Source organism: Enterobacter sp. RHBSTW-00975, assembly GCF_013615235.1.
In the GTDB taxonomy this organism is placed as follows: Bacteria; Pseudomonadota; Gammaproteobacteria; order Enterobacterales; family Enterobacteriaceae; genus Enterobacter; species Enterobacter ludwigii.
This window is the reverse complement of record NZ_CP055883.1, coordinates 4,499,328-4,518,232: the sequence shown is the minus strand read 5'-3', so window position 1 is coordinate 4,518,232 and position 18,905 is coordinate 4,499,328. Positions and strand designations below refer to the sequence as shown.

General features: G+C 55.6%; 16 protein-coding genes. 8 read left to right on the top strand and 8 right to left on the bottom strand.

Annotated features, from left to right (window positions below; all coding sequences use genetic code 11):
• The first annotated feature begins 40 nt into the window (after window positions 1–40).
• Window positions 41–1,630 (top strand): STY4199 family HEPN domain-containing protein, encoded by a 1,590-nt coding sequence (locus HV340_RS21910; RefSeq protein ID WP_014172075.1) that lies wholly within the window; start codon window positions 41–43, stop codon window positions 1,628–1,630.
• 61 nt (window positions 1,631–1,691) lie between these two features.
• On the opposite strand, the gene HV340_RS21905 is transcribed toward HV340_RS21910, so the two are convergent.
• The 3 genes from HV340_RS21905 to HV340_RS21895 form a co-directional block, all read right to left on the bottom strand.
• Complete coding sequence (locus HV340_RS21905) at window positions 1,692–3,341, bottom strand: alpha,alpha-trehalase (protein ID WP_181216228.1); 1,650 nt, start codon at window positions 3,339–3,341, stop codon at window positions 1,692–1,694.
• A gap of 271 nt (window positions 3,342–3,612) precedes the next feature.
• Entirely contained in the window at window positions 3,613–4,965 is a 1,353-nt protein-coding gene (gene gorA / locus HV340_RS21900) for a glutathione-disulfide reductase (RefSeq protein ID WP_032680113.1), read from the bottom strand.
• Between the two features lie 71 nt (window positions 4,966–5,036).
• Entirely contained in the window at window positions 5,037–5,879 is an 843-nt protein-coding gene (locus HV340_RS21895) for a 23S rRNA (adenine(2030)-N(6))-methyltransferase RlmJ (protein ID WP_020884500.1), read from the bottom strand.
• Window positions 5,880–6,093: 214 nt separating this feature from the next.
• On the opposite strand from HV340_RS21895, the gene prlC reads away from it, so the two are divergent.
• Window positions 6,094–8,136, top strand: coding sequence for an oligopeptidase A (gene prlC, locus HV340_RS21890; RefSeq protein WP_032680115.1), 2,043 nt, complete (start codon window positions 6,094–6,096; stop codon window positions 8,134–8,136).
• A gap of 7 nt (window positions 8,137–8,143) precedes the next feature.
• Window positions 8,144–8,905: a 16S rRNA (guanine(1516)-N(2))-methyltransferase RsmJ gene (gene rsmJ, locus HV340_RS21885; RefSeq protein ID WP_025202814.1), complete on the top strand. Its 762-nt coding sequence runs from the start codon at window positions 8,144–8,146 to the stop codon at window positions 8,903–8,905.
• Between the two features lie 86 nt (window positions 8,906–8,991).
• Here rsmJ and uspA read toward each other — a convergent pair whose 3' ends face one another.
• On the bottom strand, window positions 8,992–9,429 hold the full coding sequence (gene uspA / locus HV340_RS21880) for a universal stress protein UspA (protein WP_003861223.1): 438 nt from the start codon (window positions 9,427–9,429) through the stop codon (window positions 8,992–8,994).
• Window positions 9,430–9,712: 283 nt separating this feature from the next.
• Between uspA and uspB the strand changes: the two genes are divergently transcribed.
• Entirely contained in the window at window positions 9,713–10,048 is a 336-nt protein-coding gene (uspB, locus tag HV340_RS21875; protein ID WP_003861224.1) for a universal stress protein UspB, read from the top strand.
• 54 nt (window positions 10,049–10,102) lie between these two features.
• Here the strand turns inward: uspB and pitA are convergent, their stop codons facing one another.
• Complete coding sequence (gene pitA / locus HV340_RS21870; RefSeq protein ID WP_014172068.1) at window positions 10,103–11,602, bottom strand: inorganic phosphate transporter PitA; 1,500 nt, start codon at window positions 11,600–11,602, stop codon at window positions 10,103–10,105.
• A gap of 229 nt (window positions 11,603–11,831) precedes the next feature.
• Between pitA and HV340_RS21865 the strand changes: the two genes are divergently transcribed.
• Window positions 11,832–13,028 carry an NAD(P)/FAD-dependent oxidoreductase gene (locus HV340_RS21865; RefSeq protein ID WP_025202816.1) on the top strand — a complete coding sequence of 399 codons (1,197 nt, stop codon included), beginning with the start codon at window positions 11,832–11,834 and terminating at the stop codon, window positions 13,026–13,028.
• Window positions 13,029–13,060: 32 nt separating this feature from the next.
• Here HV340_RS21865 and HV340_RS21860 read toward each other — a convergent pair whose 3' ends face one another.
• Both HV340_RS21860 and HV340_RS21855 read right to left on the bottom strand, forming a co-directional pair.
• Window positions 13,061–13,999 (bottom strand): NAD(P)-dependent oxidoreductase, encoded by a 939-nt coding sequence (locus tag HV340_RS21860; RefSeq protein ID WP_181216227.1) that lies wholly within the window; start codon window positions 13,997–13,999, stop codon window positions 13,061–13,063.
• The gene (locus HV340_RS21855) at window positions 13,999–14,691 is read right to left on the bottom strand and encodes a diguanylate cyclase (protein ID WP_025202818.1); all 693 of its coding nucleotides are present in this window, start codon (window positions 14,689–14,691) and stop codon (window positions 13,999–14,001) included. The genes HV340_RS21860 and HV340_RS21855 overlap by 1 nt, the downstream gene beginning before the upstream one ends.
• Before the next feature lie 169 nt (window positions 14,692–14,860).
• On the opposite strand from HV340_RS21855, the gene HV340_RS21850 reads away from it, so the two are divergent.
• On the top strand, window positions 14,861–15,598 hold the full coding sequence (locus HV340_RS21850; RefSeq protein WP_020884507.1) for an IclR family transcriptional regulator: 738 nt from the start codon (window positions 14,861–14,863) through the stop codon (window positions 15,596–15,598).
• A 37-nt stretch (window positions 15,599–15,635) separates the two neighbouring features.
• Here HV340_RS21850 and HV340_RS21845 read toward each other — a convergent pair whose 3' ends face one another.
• Window positions 15,636–16,970 (bottom strand): MFS transporter, encoded by a 1,335-nt coding sequence (locus HV340_RS21845; protein WP_014172063.1) that lies wholly within the window; start codon window positions 16,968–16,970, stop codon window positions 15,636–15,638.
• 334 nt (window positions 16,971–17,304) lie between these two features.
• Here HV340_RS21845 and HV340_RS21840 point away from each other — a divergent pair, with 334 nt between their 5' ends.
• Both HV340_RS21840 and HV340_RS21835 read left to right on the top strand, forming a co-directional pair.
• Complete coding sequence (locus HV340_RS21840; RefSeq protein ID WP_020884509.1) at window positions 17,305–17,703, top strand: potassium channel family protein; 399 nt, start codon at window positions 17,305–17,307, stop codon at window positions 17,701–17,703.
• Between the two features lie 165 nt (window positions 17,704–17,868).
• Window positions 17,869–18,897: a TerC/Alx family metal homeostasis membrane protein gene (locus tag HV340_RS21835; protein ID WP_025202820.1), complete on the top strand. Its 1,029-nt coding sequence runs from the start codon at window positions 17,869–17,871 to the stop codon at window positions 18,895–18,897.
• Window positions 18,898–18,905 lie beyond the last annotated feature (8 nt).

Here is an 18,905-nt window from a genome sequence, read left to right as displayed (position 1 = left end):
GGCCCATTCTGGTTGTCTTCGTTATCGCTTAAGGAAAACAATGACTCTCAGCACAGCACACCCTATCCGCGAACAGTTCGAACACTGTCTGGCGGTTATTCGCCAGGCCTCGGTTGAAATTTTACTTCTCCTGAATGTACATGTTTCTGAGGGAAAAGATCCACGCTGGTTTCTGGAACAACTGGACAGCGCGCGTTTAGGCCTGGGGGGCTGGAATGCGGTTGCGAAGACGCTCAATTTGAATGACGCGGAGATGTCCGAATTCACGCTGCAATTGCGTCTGCTTCAGCAGCGTGTTCCTCAGTACGAAAGCGGTCAGGATGTCAGTGAAAACCAGCTGATTGCCGCGATGCGGTTTGTGACTACGCTGGAGCACCTTCGTTTGCAACAGCCTCTTCTGACCTACAGCACCGAAGTGGCGCCTGGCAGTGAACTCCAGCAGCAACAGGCGCACAAGCAGGTGCGTACGATTGAGTTGATGATAAAAGGGCTCATCCAGCAGGCCTGGCCCGATCAGGTGCGGCTGAATAACCATCTTAAAACCCTGTTTAACGCGGACCGCGTGCGGCGCTGGCTGAAGCTTGGTGACATCAATGATGTGCTGAGTGGCATGATGTTCAGTGAGCTGGCACAGATGCTGGTGGATAAAAAAGAGTTCAGCCGCTACTACGCCTCGCTGTTTAACGATCCGTCAATGCTCACGCTGATGGTGGAACCGCGGAAAACCCTGCAAACCTTCCTCGATGATATTCGGCAAATCCGCAACAATATTACCGTGCAGAAAGCGTTAAGTTCGGCGCAAATCCAGCTGCTGGATAACTACTACACGCAGATCACCCGACCGGTTCAACGTGCTTTTGAAGAGGGGAGAACCCGCGTCAACCCGGCCGGACTGATGGCGGTGGATGCCAGCGAGCTGCATGCTTTCTGGGAAAAGGCGCAGAAAATGGATCGTGTGACCGGCGGGGATCTCTTTGAGGTTCGTGACACGATTGAAAAACCGACCCAGCGCGCACCGCGCACGCCAGAACAGCGTGAGCAGCTTATTTCCGGCGCGTTATGGGGGGCGGTTGGCGTGATGGTGATTGCCATTGTGGCGGGCGGCTTCTGGCTGGTAACCAGCAGTAAACCCCAGCCTGCAGCCGGGAACGTTGCAGAAACGGCCCAGCCTCAGGAGATGCGCGAAACCCCCTCCTCGCGCGAGACGCTGTCGCGCATGGGCGTGACCTGGGACGAGAATAATTTCCGCTCGGCGATTAACCGCAATGATACCCGGGTGGCACTGTTGTTTTTGCAGGGAGGGATGGACTGGAAGCTCTCCTGGACGGAAGAGGCGATGTCGGCTGACTATGACGACGTTCTGGAGCTGATGTTGCGCTACCGACAGAACATGGTGGAACAGAAGCCGTGCCGGCGCTTTATCAACACGCTCAGCCATGCCATGTCGAATGGCGAGTCCCTGACGTCAATGCGTAAACAGTATCTGAAGGCGTTTTGCACCGTGCCTGCCGTGGTGAAGCGCCAGCAGCATGATCTGGATTTGGCGACGCGTCGGGCACAATCACAGCCGGATGCCACCACAAAAAAATGGCAGTCCATCCAGACCGCCATTTATGAAGTGATTCGTTAATCCTGTCTTCTCCCTCTCCCGGCAGGAGAGGGATGGAATACGGGCATCAGACCGCAGAAGGTCACGGCTCCCCATACAACCCAATCAACCGCCGTACCACGCCGTTAGTCCAGCCGAAGCCATCCTGCAGCGGGTACTCACCCCCGCCCCCTTCGCGCGGCGTACTGCTGGCGATGTGATATTTCTCAATCAGCTTATGGTGAGCTTTATAGAAATGATTCACCGTCTGCAGCCAGCTCCAGGCAATCTCATCGCCCAGCGAGTCATTGCCGTACTGTTTGAAGCCCTGAATCGCCATCCACTGCAGCGGCGCCCAGCCGTTGGGTTTATCCCACTGCTCGCCGGTCTCGTACTCGGTGGCCAGAATCCCGCCCGGCGTCAGCAGACGTGCTTTTACCGCATCCGACAAGCGTTCAGCCTGCTCGTGGGTCGCCATGCCAACGTACAGCGGCACAATGCTCGCCGCTGAGAACAGCGCCATGACCTCGCGGCGCCAGTCGTAGTCACGGTAACAGCCATTCTCGTCATCCCACAGATACCGGTTCACCGCGGCGCGGCGATCGCTGGCTTTCTGGCGGAACAGTTCCGCGGTCTCTTTATCCCCTTTCGATGCCGAAATATTGGCGATCGCGCTTTCCAGTTTGAACAGGAACGCGTTCAAATCGATAGGAATAAACTGCGTGGTGCGGATGCTGGCAAGTCGGCCAGGCTCCCGCAGCCAGCGCGAGGAGTAATCCCAGCCGGAGGCCGCGCCTGCGCGCAAATCGCGATAAACCTCATTCGGCGGACGGCCAGAGTGACGGGCGGTTTCCACATCCTCAATCCATGATTCATCACGCGGCGTGTCACGGTCGTCCCAGTAGCGGTTTAACAGCGAGCCATCCGGCATACGCACCGCGCTGCGATAGGCCTGATTAAGCAGCAGCGATTCCGCCCCGTCCATCCAGAAGGCATGCTCCATTTTGAGGTGTTCAAGGTAGCGCTTTGCACCGCGCACACCATCCTCTTCAAACAGCTCCACCATCAGGGCAAATACCGGCGGCTGGGAGCGGCTGAGATAATAGGTACGGTTACCGTTCGGGATATGGCCGTAGCGTTCAATCAACCACGCGAAGTTATCCGCCATACATTTCAGCAGATCGTTACGTCCGCTCTCTGCCAGACCCAGCATGGAGAAGTAGGAATCCCAGTAATAGGTCTCGCTAAAACGCCCGCCGGGCACGATATAGGCCTGCGGCAGCGCCAGCAGAGAAGACCAGGGGATGTGGTCCTGCGGCTCGCGCGTCAGCACGGGCCACAGGCTGTCAATGTGCTCTTTTAGCGACAGGCCGGGGTCGGAGACATATTCCGTGGTATAGGTCTCTGGCAGCCAGAAGTGGTTCTCCACGAACCGACGCAGGTCGAAATCCCGGTGGCGCCTGACCTTGCGATAGCGGATCAGAATATCCAGAGGATCCATCTTCGGGGCACAGTCGGGGAAGGTTTTGCTGTCCGCAAACAGCCGTGTCGACTGCACGTGCTCGAACAGTTCCAGATAGCGATCGGCGGGCGTCAGAGCATCAGAGGCGGGTAGCCCCTCAATCATTTCGGGTTCCGGCTCCGCCTCAATCATTTCATCCAGTTTTAACTCGCAGGGATCGCTCTCGTAGCGCAGCTCTTCTGCAATCTCGAACTCGATGTTCTCGGCAGCCTGTAGTTTCTGGTTGAACATGGCGATAAGGACCTCCGGTTGTGTGTTCAAAATAACAGTTTTTTCCGGGCGTCTTATAAGCGTAGACATTCGCTTCGGTGTTGGCTGAGGGAAATGTGCGGTTGATCACGTTTTTAAACGCGAGGTATTTGCGGAGTTAAAACAGTAATTGCCTGAAAAATAAAGGCTAAAAGGGATTTTTAGACAGATTTATGGGGAAAATAATTCAGAGCATTCGTTGTGCAACGATTTATGTCTGAAACAAACGCCCCTCCGCAGAGGGGCATTTTGCTTAACGCATGGTGACAAATTCTTCGGCCGCTGTCGGGTGGATCGCAACGGTGTTATCGAAGTCTTTCTTGGTGGCACCCATTTTGAGCGCCACGGCGAAGCCCTGCAGGATCTCGTCCATGCCAAAGCCAATGCCGTGGATACCGACAATCTTCTCTTCCGGACCCACGCAGACCAGCTTCATGCGGCATGGCTGACGGTGAGAGGTGACGGCGGTATACATCGCGGTGAACGCGGATTTATACACTTTCACCTGGTCGTCGCCATACTGCTCGCGCGCCTGAGGTTCTGTTAAGCCCACTGTGCCGATTGGCGGGTGGCTGAAGACCACGGTCGGAATGTTACTGTAGTCCAGATGCTCTTCCGGTTTGTTGTTAAACAGACGCTCAGAGAGGCGACGGCCCGCGGCAACCGCAACCGGCGTCAGTTCGACCGCACCGGTGTTATCGCCCACCGCGTAAATGCCCGGAACGCTGGTGTTCTGGAATTTATCGACAACGATATACCCTTTCTCATCGGTTTTAACGCCCGTCGCCGCCAGGTTGAAGTTGTCGTTAGCCGGTTCACGACCAATCGCCCAGATCAGGCAATCCACGGTCTGGCTACGGCCATCTTCCAGCTCAAGCGTCAGGCTACCGTCTGCATTTTTAACGACCGCTTTTGGCACGGCGTGGGTGTGCAGCGTTGGGCCTTCGGTATTCATCACTTCGACCAGCGTATCGACGATCAGCGGGTCAAAGTTGCGCAGCGGCGCGTGTTTACGCACGAACAGGTGCGTTTCTGCGCCCAGACCATTAATCACACCGGCCAGTTCTACGGCGATGTATCCCGCGCCCACCACGGCAACACGTTCTGGCAGAGCAGGCAGCTCGAAGAAACCGTCGGAGTCGATACCGTATTCCACACCGGGAATATCCGGGTGGCTCGGACGCCCGCCGGTCGCGATCAGGATGTGATCGGCAGTGATCGTCTCACCGTTAACTTCGATCGTCTTCGCATCAACAAAGCGCGCAAAACCATGAATAACATCGACGTTGTTCTTGCCCAGCACATTGTCGTATGAGGTATGAATACGGTCGATATAGGCAGTACGGCTGGCGATCAGCTTGTTCCAGTCAAAGTTATTGATGGTGGTGTCAAAGCCGTAATCCGGGCCATACATATGGATTGCTTCACGGATTTGGGCCGCATGCCACATCACTTTCTTCGGTACACAACCCACGTTGACGCAGGTGCCGCCCAGCGCTTTGGCTTCGATCAGCGCACATTTCTGGCCATACATGGCCGCGCGGTTGATGGAGGCGATGCCGCCGCTGCCGCCGCCGATTGCGATGTAGTCATAATGCTTAGTCATAGCTTTTATCCTTAATCGTGAATTGCCGCGATTGTATACCTGAAATCAATAGTTTCCACCGATGACTGCGATTACTCCGGCACGATCCAACTGACGGTGGCATGGCCCGTTCCGGCCGGCACCAGCGTCTTGTGCAGCCACGGCAGCACGTTGTTCATCTGCGCTTCGAGCTTCCATGGCGGGTTGATCACAATCATGCCGGAAGCGGTCATGCCGCGCTGGTCGCTGTCCGGGCGCACGGCCAGTTCAATTTGCAGAATTTTGCGGATACCGGTCGCTTCCAGGTCTTTGATCATACGTTTAATTTGCGCGCGCAGCACCACCGGATACCACAGGGCATAGGTGCCCGTCGCAAAGCGTTTGTAGCCGTCGTTAATACCGCTCACTACCGCCTGATAGTCGGTTTTGATCTCATAAGGCGGGTCGATCAGCACCAGACCGCGACGGGATACCGGCGGCAGTTTGGCCTTCAGCTGCTGGTAGCCATCCGCCTTTTCCACACGGGCGCGGCTGTCTTTCTGGAATTCAGAACGCAGCAGCGGGAAGTCGCTCGGGTGCAGCTCGGTCAGCTGAAGGCTGTCCTGCTCGCGCAGCAGCTGGCGGGCAATCAACGGCGAGCCAGGGTAGTAGCGCAGCTGGCCGTTGCGGTTAAAATGATTCACCACACCAATGTAGGGCTCCAGCTCTGCCGGCAGGTCGTCCTGCTGCCAGATGCGGGCGATCCCTTCCAGGTATTCCCCGGTGCGTTCGGCATGTTCGCCGCTCAGCTGATAACGTCCCGCGCCCGCGTGGGTGTCCAGATAGAGAAACGGTTTATCTTTCTCTTTGAGTGATTCAATGATCAGGCTCTGAACGGTGTGTTTAAGGACGTCGGCGTGGTTGCCTGCGTGAAAGCTGTGGCGATAACTGAGCATGAATGAATGTGTTCCAGGTAGTAAACGTAGGCCTGATAAGCGTAGCGCCATCGGGCAAAAATAGAGCGTATCGCCACAGTATACAGAAAAGTTTATCCTGCCGCGAAAGCGCAACGTCTGGCATTGAAATCCTCTACACTTATCCCCATTCTAGATCGCATATGCACAGCGCCGGATGCGCGCTTCATTCATCTTATTCAACAGGACAGCGTTTATGACCAATCCATTACTGACGCCTTTTTCGTTGCCACCGTTTTCTAAAATCCGCCCTGAGCATGTGGTTCCAGCCGTAACACAGGCGCTGGACAACTGCCGTGCGGCGGTAGAAAGCGTGGTGGCGCAGGGCGCGCCGTACACCTGGGAAAATCTGTGTCAGCCGCTGGCCGAAGTGGATGACGTGCTGGGACGCCTCTTCTCCCCGGTAAGCCATCTGAATTCAGTGAAAAACAGCCCGGAACTCCGTGAAGCGTATGAACAAACCCTGCCGTTGCTCTCTGAGTACAGCACCTGGGTTGGCCAACACGAAGGGCTGTACAAAGCCTATCGCGACCTGCGCGATGGCGACCACTATGCCGAACTTAACACCGCGCAGAAAAAATCGGTCGATAACGCTCTGCGTGATTTCGAACTCTCCGGCATTGGTTTGCCGAAAGAGAAACAGACCCGTTACGGTGAAATTGCGGCCCGTCTGTCTGAGCTGGGCAACCAGTACAGCAACAACGTGCTGGACGCGACCATGGGCTGGACGAAGCTGATTACCGACGAAGCCGAGCTGGCCGGTATGCCGGAAAGCGCGCTGGCGGCGGCGAAAGCGCAGGCCGAAGCGAAAGAGCAGGAAGGCTTCCTCTTAACCCTGGACATCCCGAGCTACCTGCCGGTCATGACCTACTGCGACAATCAGGCGCTGCGCGAAGAGATGTACCGTGCGTACAGCACCCGCGCTTCCGATCAGGGTCCGAATGCCGGTAAGTGGGATAACAGCCCGGTGATGGCTGAAATCCTCGCGCTGCGTCACGAGCTGGCACAGCTGCTGGGCTTTGAGAGCTACGCCTCCAAATCCCTCGCCACCAAAATGGCGGAAAATCCACAGCAGGTCCTCGATTTCCTGACTGACCTGGCGAAACGTGCGCGTCCGCAGGGCGAGAAAGAGCTGGCACAGCTGCGCGCCTTCGCGAAAGCGGAATACGGTGTCGACGAGCTGCAGCCGTGGGATATCGCCTGGTACAGCGAAAAACAGAAACAGCACCTTTACAGCATCAGCGATGAGCAGCTGCGCCCTTACTTCCCGGAAAACAAAGCCGTTAACGGCCTGTTTGAAGTGGTTAAACGCATTTACGGGATCACCGCCAAAGAACGTACCGACATCGACGTCTGGCATCCGGACGTGCGCTTCTTCGAACTGTATGACGAGAAGAACGAGCTGCGCGGGAGCTTCTACCTGGATCTGTACGCTCGCGAGAACAAACGCGGCGGTGCATGGATGGATGATTGCGTCGGGCAGATGCGTAAAGCGGACGGCTCCCTGCAGAAGCCGGTGGCGTACCTGACCTGTAACTTCAACCGTCCGGTGAATGGCAAACCTGCGCTGTTTACCCATGACGAAGTGATTACCCTGTTCCACGAGTTCGGCCACGGCCTGCACCATATGCTGACCCGTATCGAAACCGCAGGCGTTGCCGGTATCAGCGGTGTGCCATGGGATGCGGTCGAACTGCCAAGCCAGTTTATGGAAAACTGGTGCTGGGAGCCGGACGCGCTGGCGTTCATCTCCGGCCATTACGAAACCGGCGAACCGCTGCCGAAAGAACTGCTGGATAAAATGCTGGCGGCGAAAAACTACCAGGCGGCGATGTTTATCCTGCGCCAGCTGGAGTTCGGCCTGTTCGACTTCCGTCTGCACGCCGAGTTTAGTCCGGAGCAGGGGGCGAAAATCCTCGAGACGCTGGCCGAGATCAAAAAGCAGGTCGCCGTTATTCCTGGCCCAACCTGGGGCCGCTTCCCGCACGCGTTCAGCCATATCTTCGCGGGCGGCTATGCGGCAGGCTATTACAGCTACCTGTGGGCCGACGTGCTGGCGGCGGATGCGTTCTCTCGCTTTGAAGAAGAGGGCATTTTCAACCGTGAAACCGGCCAGTCGTTCCTTGATAACATCCTGACGCGCGGCGGTTCTGAAGAGCCAATGGTGCTGTTCAAACGCTTCCGTGGCCGCGAGCCGCAGCTGGATGCGATGCTTGAGCACTACGGAATTAAAGGCTAACCGTTACGTGAAGATCTGTTTAGTCGATGAAACAGGCGCCGGAGACGGCGCCTTATCTGTTCTGGCCGCCCGCTGGGGGCTGGAGCATGATGATGAAAACCTGATGGCGCTGGTGATGACGCCGGCGCATCTGGAATTACGTAAGCGTGACGAACCCAGGCTCGGCGGGATATTTGTCGATTTTGTGGGGGGCGCCATGGCGCACCGGCGCAAGTTCGGCGGCGGTCGCGGTGAAGCGGTTGCCAAAGCGGTTGGCGTCAAAGGAAGCTATCTTCCTGACGTGGTGGATGCCACGGCGGGTTTAGGGCGTGATGCGTTTGTGCTGGCCTCGGTAGGGTGTCACGTGCGGATGCTGGAGCGCAATCCGGTCGTGGCCGCGCTGCTCGACGACGGGCTGACGCGCGGCTATGCCGACCCGGAGATTGGACCGTGGCTGCAGGCGCGCTTGCAGTTGATTCACGCCTCCAGCCTGACGGCGCTGACCGATATCACTCCGCGTCCGCAGGTGGTCTATCTCGACCCGATGTTCCCGCATAAGCAGAAAAGCGCGCTGGTGAAGAAAGAGATGCGGGTGTTCCAGTCGCTGGTCGGGCCGGATTTAGACGCGGATGGTTTGCTGGCGCCTGCTCGTCAGCTCGCCACGAAGCGCGTGGTGGTGAAACGCCCGGACTATGCGCCGCCGCTGGCGGACGTGGCGACGGCCAATGCGGTGGTTACCAAAGGGCACCGGTTTGATATTTATTCGGGGACGCCGGAACAGGAAGGTTAGGGTGTGCGGTTTAATGCCGTCACCCCAACCCGTGCTGGAAAGAGGCTCGAACGGTTCCCTCTCCCTTTGGGAGAGGGAAAGCAGACTTACTCGTCTTCTTCGTCACGCAGTGGAACAATCAGCATATCCACATGAACGGTGTTAATCAGCTGACGCGCTGAAGACATCAGCTTGCTCCAGAAGTCCTGGTGGTGACCACAAACGACCAGGTCCATATCGTATTTCTTAATCGCATCAACCAGCACCTGACCCAGATCGCCGCTGCCGCTTAAGGTTTCGGTGATAGGGTAGCCCGCGTTGGTGGACAGTTCGCTCAGGGCGTGGTGTGTCTCTTCAGAGATGCGTTTCTGCATATCACCGAGATTGACGTCAATCAGACCGGTATAGAGGTCGGAGTAATTCACATCAACGTGGATAAGAGAAACTTTCGCGTTGTAAGGGCGTGCCATGGATACCGCTTTATCAACCAGCACTTTACTCTCCGGAGAGAGGTCTACCGCGATGAGAATGTGTTTGTAAGCCATAGTGTTACTCCTTCCTTAAGTTATCGATGACTAAATGGAAAAGCCGTCGTCTGATGCTTTCATTACGGCCCAGTAAAACATATTTTTCAAGCTTTGGTGTTGATAACGATTAACCTTGTGGCAAAAAAATTAACGGATCTCCTACACTATTTAATGAGCCGTTCGGATATTAAAACGCGAACCGGATCGACTTTTGTTCATTCTTTCACTGAACTGTCTGTCAGGGCACTGGAGTGCGGTAGCTCAGAGGCCTTGCTTCGTGGGCGTACGCCGGGGAGGATGTATGATTAGCACCGTCGCATTGTTTTGGGCGTTATGCGTGGTTTGCATAGTGAATATGGCGCGCTACTTCTCATCGTTACGTGCGCTGTTAGTGGTACTTCGTGGTTGCGATCCGTTGCTTTATCAGTATGTGGACGGTGGAGGGTTCTTCACCTCGCACGGACAGCCCAGCAAGCAGATGCGTTTGGTAGGGTATATCTATTACCAGCGCTATCGCGATCACCACGATGAAGAGTTTATTCGCCGTTGCGAGCGTCTTCGCCGTCAGTTCATTTTAACCAGCGCCCTGTGTGGTCTGGTTGTGGTCAGCATGATTGCCTTGATGATTTGGCACTGAGCATAAAAAAAGCGGGTCAGTTTCCTGACCCGCTTTTTTATCGCGTTCTGCCGATTAGATAAGCTTCAGCGAAATCCAGTACAACCCACCCGACAGCAGGATAGAGGCCGGAAGGGTAAATACCCAGGCCATCAGAATGTTGGTCACGGTTTTGCGTTGCAGACCGCCGCCGTCAACAATCATGGTCCCTGCCACGGAAGAGGAGAGTACGTGGGTGGTCGAAACTGGCATACCGGTATAGCTCGCCAGACCGATTGAAACCGCCGCCGTCATCTGCGCGGACATACCCTGCGCATACGTCATGCCTTTCTTACCGATCTTCTCGCCGATGGTGGTCGCCACACGACGCCAGCCAATCATCGTACCGATACCGAGAGCCAGTGCGACAGCCATGATGATCCAGATTGGCGCGTACTCAATAGTATTGAGCATATCGCCTTTCAGTTTCTTCAGCAGACGCTGGTCGTCAGCATTCACTTCTGGCAGCTTCGCCACTTTATCCGTGACATCAGAGATGCACAGCATAATGCGACGCAGTTGACCACGTTGCTCAACGGACAGTTTGTCGTAGCTTTCGATATTACCCAGCATGCCTTTGGCACGTTCCAGCGCGTTAATCGCGTTTGCCGGATGGCAGTGGAATTCGCCCGGCGCAGTGGTAGCGCCTGCTTCAGGAGAAGGGATCAACTGGTCAACGCCGGTTGCCTTCTTCAGCAGCTCAGGGTGTTGCTGGAAATAGATTTCAACGTTGTTCACCGCATCACGGGTACGGGTGATTTCGTAACCGGAGGCGTTCATGTTGACCACGAATCCCGCCGGTGCGACGCCAATCAGTACCAGCATTACCAGACCAATGCCTTTCTGACCGTCGTTCGCGCCGTGAGAGAAGGCAACGCCGATAGCGGAAAGGATCAGGGCAATCCGCGTCCAGAATGGCGGCTTTTTCTTGCCGTCTTTCTTCTCACGCTCTGCCGGCGTCAGGTGAATACGGGAGCGTTTTTTCGTATTGCTCCAGTAACGACGCAGGATGAAAATCAATCCGCCTGCGACCACCAGACCCACGATAGGGGAGACAATCAGTGAGGCGAAAATTCCCAGCACTTTCGGGATGTTTAACGCATCAACAACCGAGGTACCGGTCATGAGGGCATTCGTTAACCCAATACCGATAATCGCGCCGATGAGGGTGTGAGAACTGGATGCAGGCAGGCCGAAATACCAGGTACCGAGGTTCCAGATAATTGCAGCAAGCAGCATTGAGAACACCATAGCGAGGCCATGGCCAGAACTAACGTTGAGAAGCAGATCCGTTGGCAACATATGCACGATCGCATATGCAACGCTCAGTCCACCCAGAAGAACACCAAAAAAGTTAAATACCGCCGCCATAACAACCGCGAGCTGCGATCGCATTGCGCGAGTGTAGATAACCGTTGCTACTGCGTTTGCAGTGTCGTGGAAGCCGTTGATCGCTTCGTAAAACAGTACAAAAACCAGAGCAAGCAATAATAAAAGCCCGGTATGTAAATCCAGGCCAGCAAACAAATGTAGCATAGGACGTTACGCCATTTTGAGGACATGAACGCGGCGCATTATCCAGGACAAATGCGCGACGGGCAAAGTGAAATATAGCTTTTTTTTGATATAACTTCGGCTTTGTTGGCGTTAGGTAAAGAAATATATTTTATATTTCAAGTATATGACTGATATCTCGGTTAATTACGCTGGTGTGACCACAGAGGAAACTTTACAATCCGCGGCAGTTAACGAAGAGGATTTTGACGTGGAAAGGTTTGATGCCGTGGTAATTGGCGCCGGTGCGGCGGGTATGTTTTGTGCGGCGATGGCCGGACAGGCGGGTCGTCGCGTGCTGTTGCTGGATAACGGTAAAAAGCCAGGACGTAAAATTCTGATGTCCGGTGGCGGGCGCTGCAACTTTACAAATCTCTATGTCGAACCCGCAGCTTATCTGAGCCAGAACCGTCATTTTTGCAAATCGGCCCTGGCGCGTTACACCCAGTGGGACTTTATCGACCTGGTGGGTAAGCACGGTATCGCATGGCATGAGAAGACGCTGGGCCAGCTGTTCTGTGATGACTCCGCCCAGCAGATTGTCGATATGCTGGTGGCCGAGTGCGAGAAGGGCGGCGTGGTGATGCGCCTGCGCACGGAAGTGCTGGAGGTGTCCCGCGATGAGCAGGGCTACACGCTGCAGTTAAACGGGGAAAGCGTCAGCGCCGATAACCTGGTGATTGCCAGCGGTGGCCTCTCCATGCCGGGGCTGGGTGCTTCACCATTCGGCTACAAGATTGCCGAACAGTTTGGCCTGAACGTGCTGCCCACCCGTGCGGGGCTGGTACCGTTCACCCTGCATAAGCCCCTGCTGGAACAGCTCCAGACGCTTTCTGGCGTCTCGGTGCCGTCGGTCATTACGGCTGAAGACGGTACGGTGTTCCGTGAAAACCTGCTGTTTACCCACCGTGGTCTTTCCGGCCCGGCGGTACTGCAAATCTCCAGCTACTGGCAGCCGGGGGAGTTTGTCACGGTTAACCTGCTACCCGATTGCGACCTGGAGGCTTTCCTCAACGAGCAACGCGCGGCGCACCCGAATCAAAGCTTGAAAAACACCCTGGCCATGCAGTTGCCAAAACGTCTGGTGGAATGTTTGCAGGTGCTGGGGCAGATCCCGGATGTGTCGCTCAAGCAGCTTAACAGCCGCGAACAGGAGGTGCTGGTTGAGACGCTGACAGCCTGGCGGGTGCAGCCCAACGGTACCGAAGGCTACCGCACGGCGGAAGTGACGCTTGGTGGGGTCGACACCCATGAACTCTCCTCACGCACCATGGAAGCGCGCAACGTGCCGGGGCTCTATTTTATTGGTGAGGTGATGGATGTGACCGGCTGGCTCGGCGGGTACAATTTCCAGTGGGCATGGGCAAGTGCCTGGGCGTGTGCTCAGGCGCTGGCAGAAGACAAGTGACATAAGAGCACTGCCACTCGTCACAGTTGGCTTTACGGGCTGACGGTGGTTACGTCTGTTACAGCAAGAATATTGCTCGCGGCCACTGTCCCCATCTTGATATATGACGCTGCGGTAACGCCGCCAATATGCGGTGAAATAACCACGTTTTCTACGGACTGCCAGAGGTGCGGCGCCGTCAGCGGCTCGTGGGTAAAGCTGTCCAGCGCTGCGCTGTGCAGCGTGCCATCCCTGAGCGCCGCCAGTAACGATTCATCGTCGATCAGTCCGCCGCGTGCCGTATTTACCAGAATTGCGTTCCGCTTGCAGTGTGCGAGCGTCTGGCTATTGATCATCCCCCGATTCTCATCGGTCAGCGGACAGTGCAAAGAGATGACATCGGAACGGGAAAGAAGTCCATTCAGCGTTTCTGCGCGTTCACACAGGGCAGGCATGGACTTAGCATAGGGATCGTAAGCCAGCACCTTCATGCCGAATGCGTGGCCAATATGTGCCACACGCGAGCCGATAGCACCCAATCCGATGAGCCCTAACGTTAAGCCCTCCAGTTCAATGGATTTATGCGTTGCCTTATCCCAGTGCCCGTCTCGCAGGCGCTTGTCCAGAGGTACCACCGACTTTGCGCAGGCGAGGATCTGCGCCCAGGTATGTTCAGCCACTGCCGCCGCGTTTGCACCTGGCGCAGCGCGGACGGCGATGTTGCGCTCGGACGCTGCCGTCTGGTCTATCACATCGATCCCGCTTCCGTGCTTGGAAATAACCTGCAGAGCGGGGGAGGCATCCATGACTTTCGCGGTAATCTTGCCGTAACGTACCAGAATCGCCACAGGATTGTGTCGTTCACACAGCGCGATCAGTTCATCTTCTGTGGGCTGGCGGCCCGCAAACACCACCTCAAAGCCCTGCAACATCACCATGGCCTGCTCCGCCAGGTCGCTTCCGGTAACCAGAACTACGTCTTTGCCCCCCATCACAGCGTCTCCCCGTCATCTAACATACCTGCCTTACGAAGCGCGTCATCAAGCCAGTGTGGACGTAAATCGCCTTCACGGATGGCGGCAAGGCGTCGGGTCTCCATCTCCAGCTTTCCTTTTGCCAGCGCGATAACTTCCTGAACCTCATCGCGCGGGATGACTACCACGCCGTCGATATCCGCGACAACCAGATCCCCGGCCTGAACCGTCGCCCCGGCGACTGAAATGGGATGATTAACCCGACCAGAAATTAGCTTTGTCGGGCCGCAGGGGTTCAGACCGGCAGAAAAGACAGGGTAGTGACCTTTGCTCAAGGTATCGGCGTCTCGTACAGCGCCGTCAATAATAATGCCCGCAATGCCGCTCGCCTGAGCCTGAGTGGCCATGATTTCCCCAAGCAGCGCGCAGCTCAGGTCGCCTTTGCCATCGACGATCAGGACATCGCCGGGCTGCGCCACCGCCATCGCGGCATGAATCGCCAGATTATCACCCGGACGGACTTCAACGGTGATGGCCGGACCCGCAACGGACATGTGTGGGGCCAGCGGTTTGATGCGGCCATGAAGCGTACCGCGGCGACCGGCCACGTCGGCCAGAATAGCGGCCTGATACTCGGCAGCCCGACGAACGTCCTCGGCAGAAACGCGATCAAACTGGCGATTAATCGGTTTTTTTTCAGTAACGGACATGAATGCCTCCATATTGTTTTACTAAGTACAATGCAGGTGTACAGTGCAAAACAACTATAGCGGTGTTGCTTTCCTTTTAGCCAGACCCAAGATGGCGTTTGTGATGTAAACACGAAGTGACTCACAAAATTTGAGGTACACTCACTGCCGGGCTAACAAGGAGATAATGATGGGGAATGAAGGCGTTGTAGCGGTTGAAAAAGCGCTGGCTTTACTGGATTGCTTCCGTCCTGGAGATGAGAGCCTGACGCTGACCGCGCTGGCACAGCTATCGGGTTATCACAAAACCACGGTTTACCGCTTGATGAATTCTCTTGAACGGATGAATTACGTCGTCAGGCATGAAGACGGCAATTATGCGCTGGGCCCACGTCTGCTTTACCTCGGCAAGCTGTATGAACAATCTTTCCATCTTTCCCGAGTGGTTCAGCCAGAGCTTCAGGCCTTATCCCTGGCGTCTCAGGAGAGTGCCAGCTGGTATGTGCTGGAGGGAGGGCAGCGGCTTTGCCTGTTTCGCGCTGAAGCGTCGCATGGCCTGCGACACAGCAATCTTCCCGGTAGCCAGTTTCCGCTCGATAATTCGGCCATCAGTAAGGTATTACGCCATTGGGGGCTCAATGAGAGTCTGCCGGAGGGAGACGCTGAACTCCCATTCTACACGTCAGGCGCACGCGATCCCCACACCGCTGCGTTTGCGATGCCTGTCTTCGGCGTTCACGACAAGCTGGTTGCGGCGTTAGCCCTGACCGGCCCCATCTCACGGCTGACGGAAGATCGTCGTGAGAAGGAGATAGGTCAGTTGATGAAGGCGGCAGCAAGCCGTCTGTCGCAGAAAATGGGAGCCAGTAAGCTCTTCTGTCAGCAGTTTTTTGGGGAAACGAGCGATACGGCGGAAGAACATCTTTAAATGCAGAAGCGGGACAGTTGTCCCGCTTCTGTCAACGCTAATGCGTGACCTGTTTTTCGTGTAGCTGAGCGTTGCGGGCCTGTCGGCCCATAATGAGCACCGCTATCCCCCCGGCCACGCACAGCGCGGCCAGAGGAAGCATCGCCAGCGTGTAGCTGCCCGTACGCTCATTGATAATGCCGTACGCGTTTACCATCACCGCCCCGCCTATCAGGTTTGCGATGGCACCAATCGCGGCCAGTCCCGCCGCCGCTGAGGTACTGCTCATCCAACCGGACGCCAGCGCCCAGAAAGGCCCTTTCATTGAATAGGCGCCTATCAGCATAATGCTGAGGATAACGATCGTGGCAGACAGCGAAACGCTCACAAAGGCGGCGAACACGCCGGCGGCAATTATGAATAGCGTGAGTGCGGTATGCCAGCGGCGTTCGTTGGTACGATCGGAATTCCGTCCCCATACAATCATGAGAACAGATGCCAGACCGTAAGGAATGGCGTTAAGCAGACCTGTCTCAAGATTATCGAGATGGAAGGATTTCAGCAGTTGAGGAGACCAGACGCTGATGGTGGTACCCGCGGACGATGCACCCGCGTAAATCAGCGCCATCAGCCAGATTTGGCGATGCTTTAGCAACTGCCAGGTGGTCTGGTGTCCGATATTCTTTTGCTGATTGCGCTCGGTTTCCAGCGTGGTTTCCAGCCATTGTTTCTGTTCACTGCTAAGCCAGCTCGCCTGATGAGGGCGATCCCGGAGAATAAACCAGGCGGCAATACCCAGCAGCACCGCCGGCAAGCCTTCAATAATGAACAGCAGATGCCAGCCGCGAAGACCCAGCCAGCCATCCAGTGACAGTATCAACCCGGAAAGCGGGGAGCCAATGAAGTTAGCGAGCGGGATGGCGACCATAAAGGACGCAATAATGCGTGCGCGGTAGCGGGACGGGATCCACCAGGTCAGATACAGCACGACGCCCGGGAAGAAGCCCGCCTCTGCAGCACCGAGAAGAAAACGGACGATATAGAGCGACGTGGTGTTCTGCACCAGGGACATACACATGGAGACGATGCCCCAACTGATCATAATGCGCGGGATCCACAGCCGGGCGCCGACTTTCTGCATGGCCAGGTTGCTGGGTACTTCAAACAGAAAATAGGCCACGAAATAAAGACTGCTGGCGAAGCCAAATGCAGCTTTGCTGAGGCCAAGGTCCTCATTCATCTGCAGCGAAGCCATGCCGATATTCCCGCGATCGATAATGGAGACCAGGTAACTGACAATCAGAAACGGGAGAATACGCCAGATCACCTTCCGCATCGTCTCTCTTTCTATGTCCTCGGTGGCGGTAGCACCGTTACGTAAATGTTCTGTCATTGTGTCCTCGCAGGGTATGTTCTTTGTTTTATTAGGTACAACTGAGTTTTATTAAACAAAACCACTATAGCGACGGCGCGTTCTTTTTATCCAGTTAATGGAAGGTTTAAATGATGTAAATAAGAGGTGACTCACAGATAGTGCGCTCCAGATATATCGCTCACAGCAGTCGAACCAGCCGTAAAGAGGAGACTCTATAAGAGTGATAATCACGCAGCGCAATTATTGCACCAACTTTTTTTCTCCGATCCACTAAGCTTCGACCAGGCCAGACAGCTCCAGGTGCCCCGCTGCGTTCGCGGGGTCATTTTTCTTCCCGGTCAGAGCACCTTTCATGCAGCTACTCAGCATCATTATTTTGCTTACCCTTACGGTGGTCATCCATTCGCTGTGGATGTTTTGCGTTTTAAAATTCATTAACTTAGAGGTCGACTCTGCGGTGCGCGTGGTGTTGCGTAACGTCGGGATCGTTATCTCCATGATCTTCGCCCATCTTCTTGAAGCCGGTCTGTTCGCCGGGTTTTATTTTGTTATTGATGCATTTAACGACTGGAACACCAGCTTCTACTTTTCGCTGGTCAGTTACGCCACGGTGGGATACGGCGATGTCACGTTGCCTCAGCACTGGCGGCTGATTGGGGGTGTGGAAGGCCTGGTCGGCGCCTTGATGGTGGGCTGGTCAGTGGCGGTTCTGGTGGCCGTACTGCAGCGTTTGCGCGGCATGAGCGCCTAAACGGCAGATGCGCGACCCCATGGAGTGCGGTAAAGTACCTCTCTTTGCCGGGCCTGAAAAGCCGCGGCTTTAAGGGTTAAAGGCTGGTAAACAGCCTGCCCCTTTCCGTTCCTGGTTTACGCCAGTTTGCATGGTGCTGTGTTTTGTCTGCCAAAAGGGTTGTGTATGTCTGCTGCTCATCTCGGTTTCCCGACTGAAACCGTTGTTGTCTTTGTAGTGATGGCCGTCGGGGCGATGTTTATCGACCTCTTTATGCACCGTCACGATAAACCGATCTCGCTGAAAAGCGCTGCCATGTGGTCCCTCTTCTGGGTCATGATGGCCATGGCTTTCGCCGGGTTCCTGTATGTTCACCACGGCGCAGAGATGGCAAGCCTGTTCCTCACCGGTTACGCGCTGGAAGAGGTGCTCTCCGTCGATAACCTGTTTGTGATGATGGCGATTTTTGCCTGGTTCGGCGTGCCGGATAAATATCGTCACCGTGTCCTCTACTGGGGCGTGCTCGGGGCGATTGTTTTCCGCGGTATCTTTGTAGCCATTGGGACCAGCCTGTTAAGTCTGGGGCCTTACGTCGAGGTTATCTTCGCGCTGGTCGTCGGCTGGACGGCGGTGATGATGCTCAGACGCAATGAAGAGAGTGACGAGGTTGAAGATTACTCCGGCCATCTGGCTTACCGTCTGGTGAAACGCTTCTATCCTGTCTGGCCTAAAATCAGCAGCAATGCCTTTATTCTGACCCAGAAAGAGGTGGACGCGGAGCTGGAGAAACCTGAAAACCAGGACGTAACGGTTGGACGCGTGAAGAAGGCGAAACGCTACGCAACGCCGCTGTTGCTTTGCGTGGCGGTCGTGGAACTCTCTGATGTGATGTTCGCGTTTGACTCCGTGCCGGCCATTATTGCCGTCAGCCGTGAGCCGCTTATTATTTACAGCGCAATGATGTTCGCCATCCTCGGCTTGCGTACGCTCTACTTCGTGCTGGAAGCGCTGAAGCAGTATCTGGTGCATCTGGAGAAAGCGGTGGTGCTGCTGCTGTTCTTCGTGGCGTTCAAGCTCGGATTAAATGCCACCGATCACTTCTGGCACCATGGTTACAGCATTGGTGCCACGGCAAGCCTGTTTGTGGTGCTTGGCGTGCTGGCGCTGGGGATTATCACCAGCGTGATGTTCCCGGGTAAGAAAGAAGCCCATTAAAAGCAAAA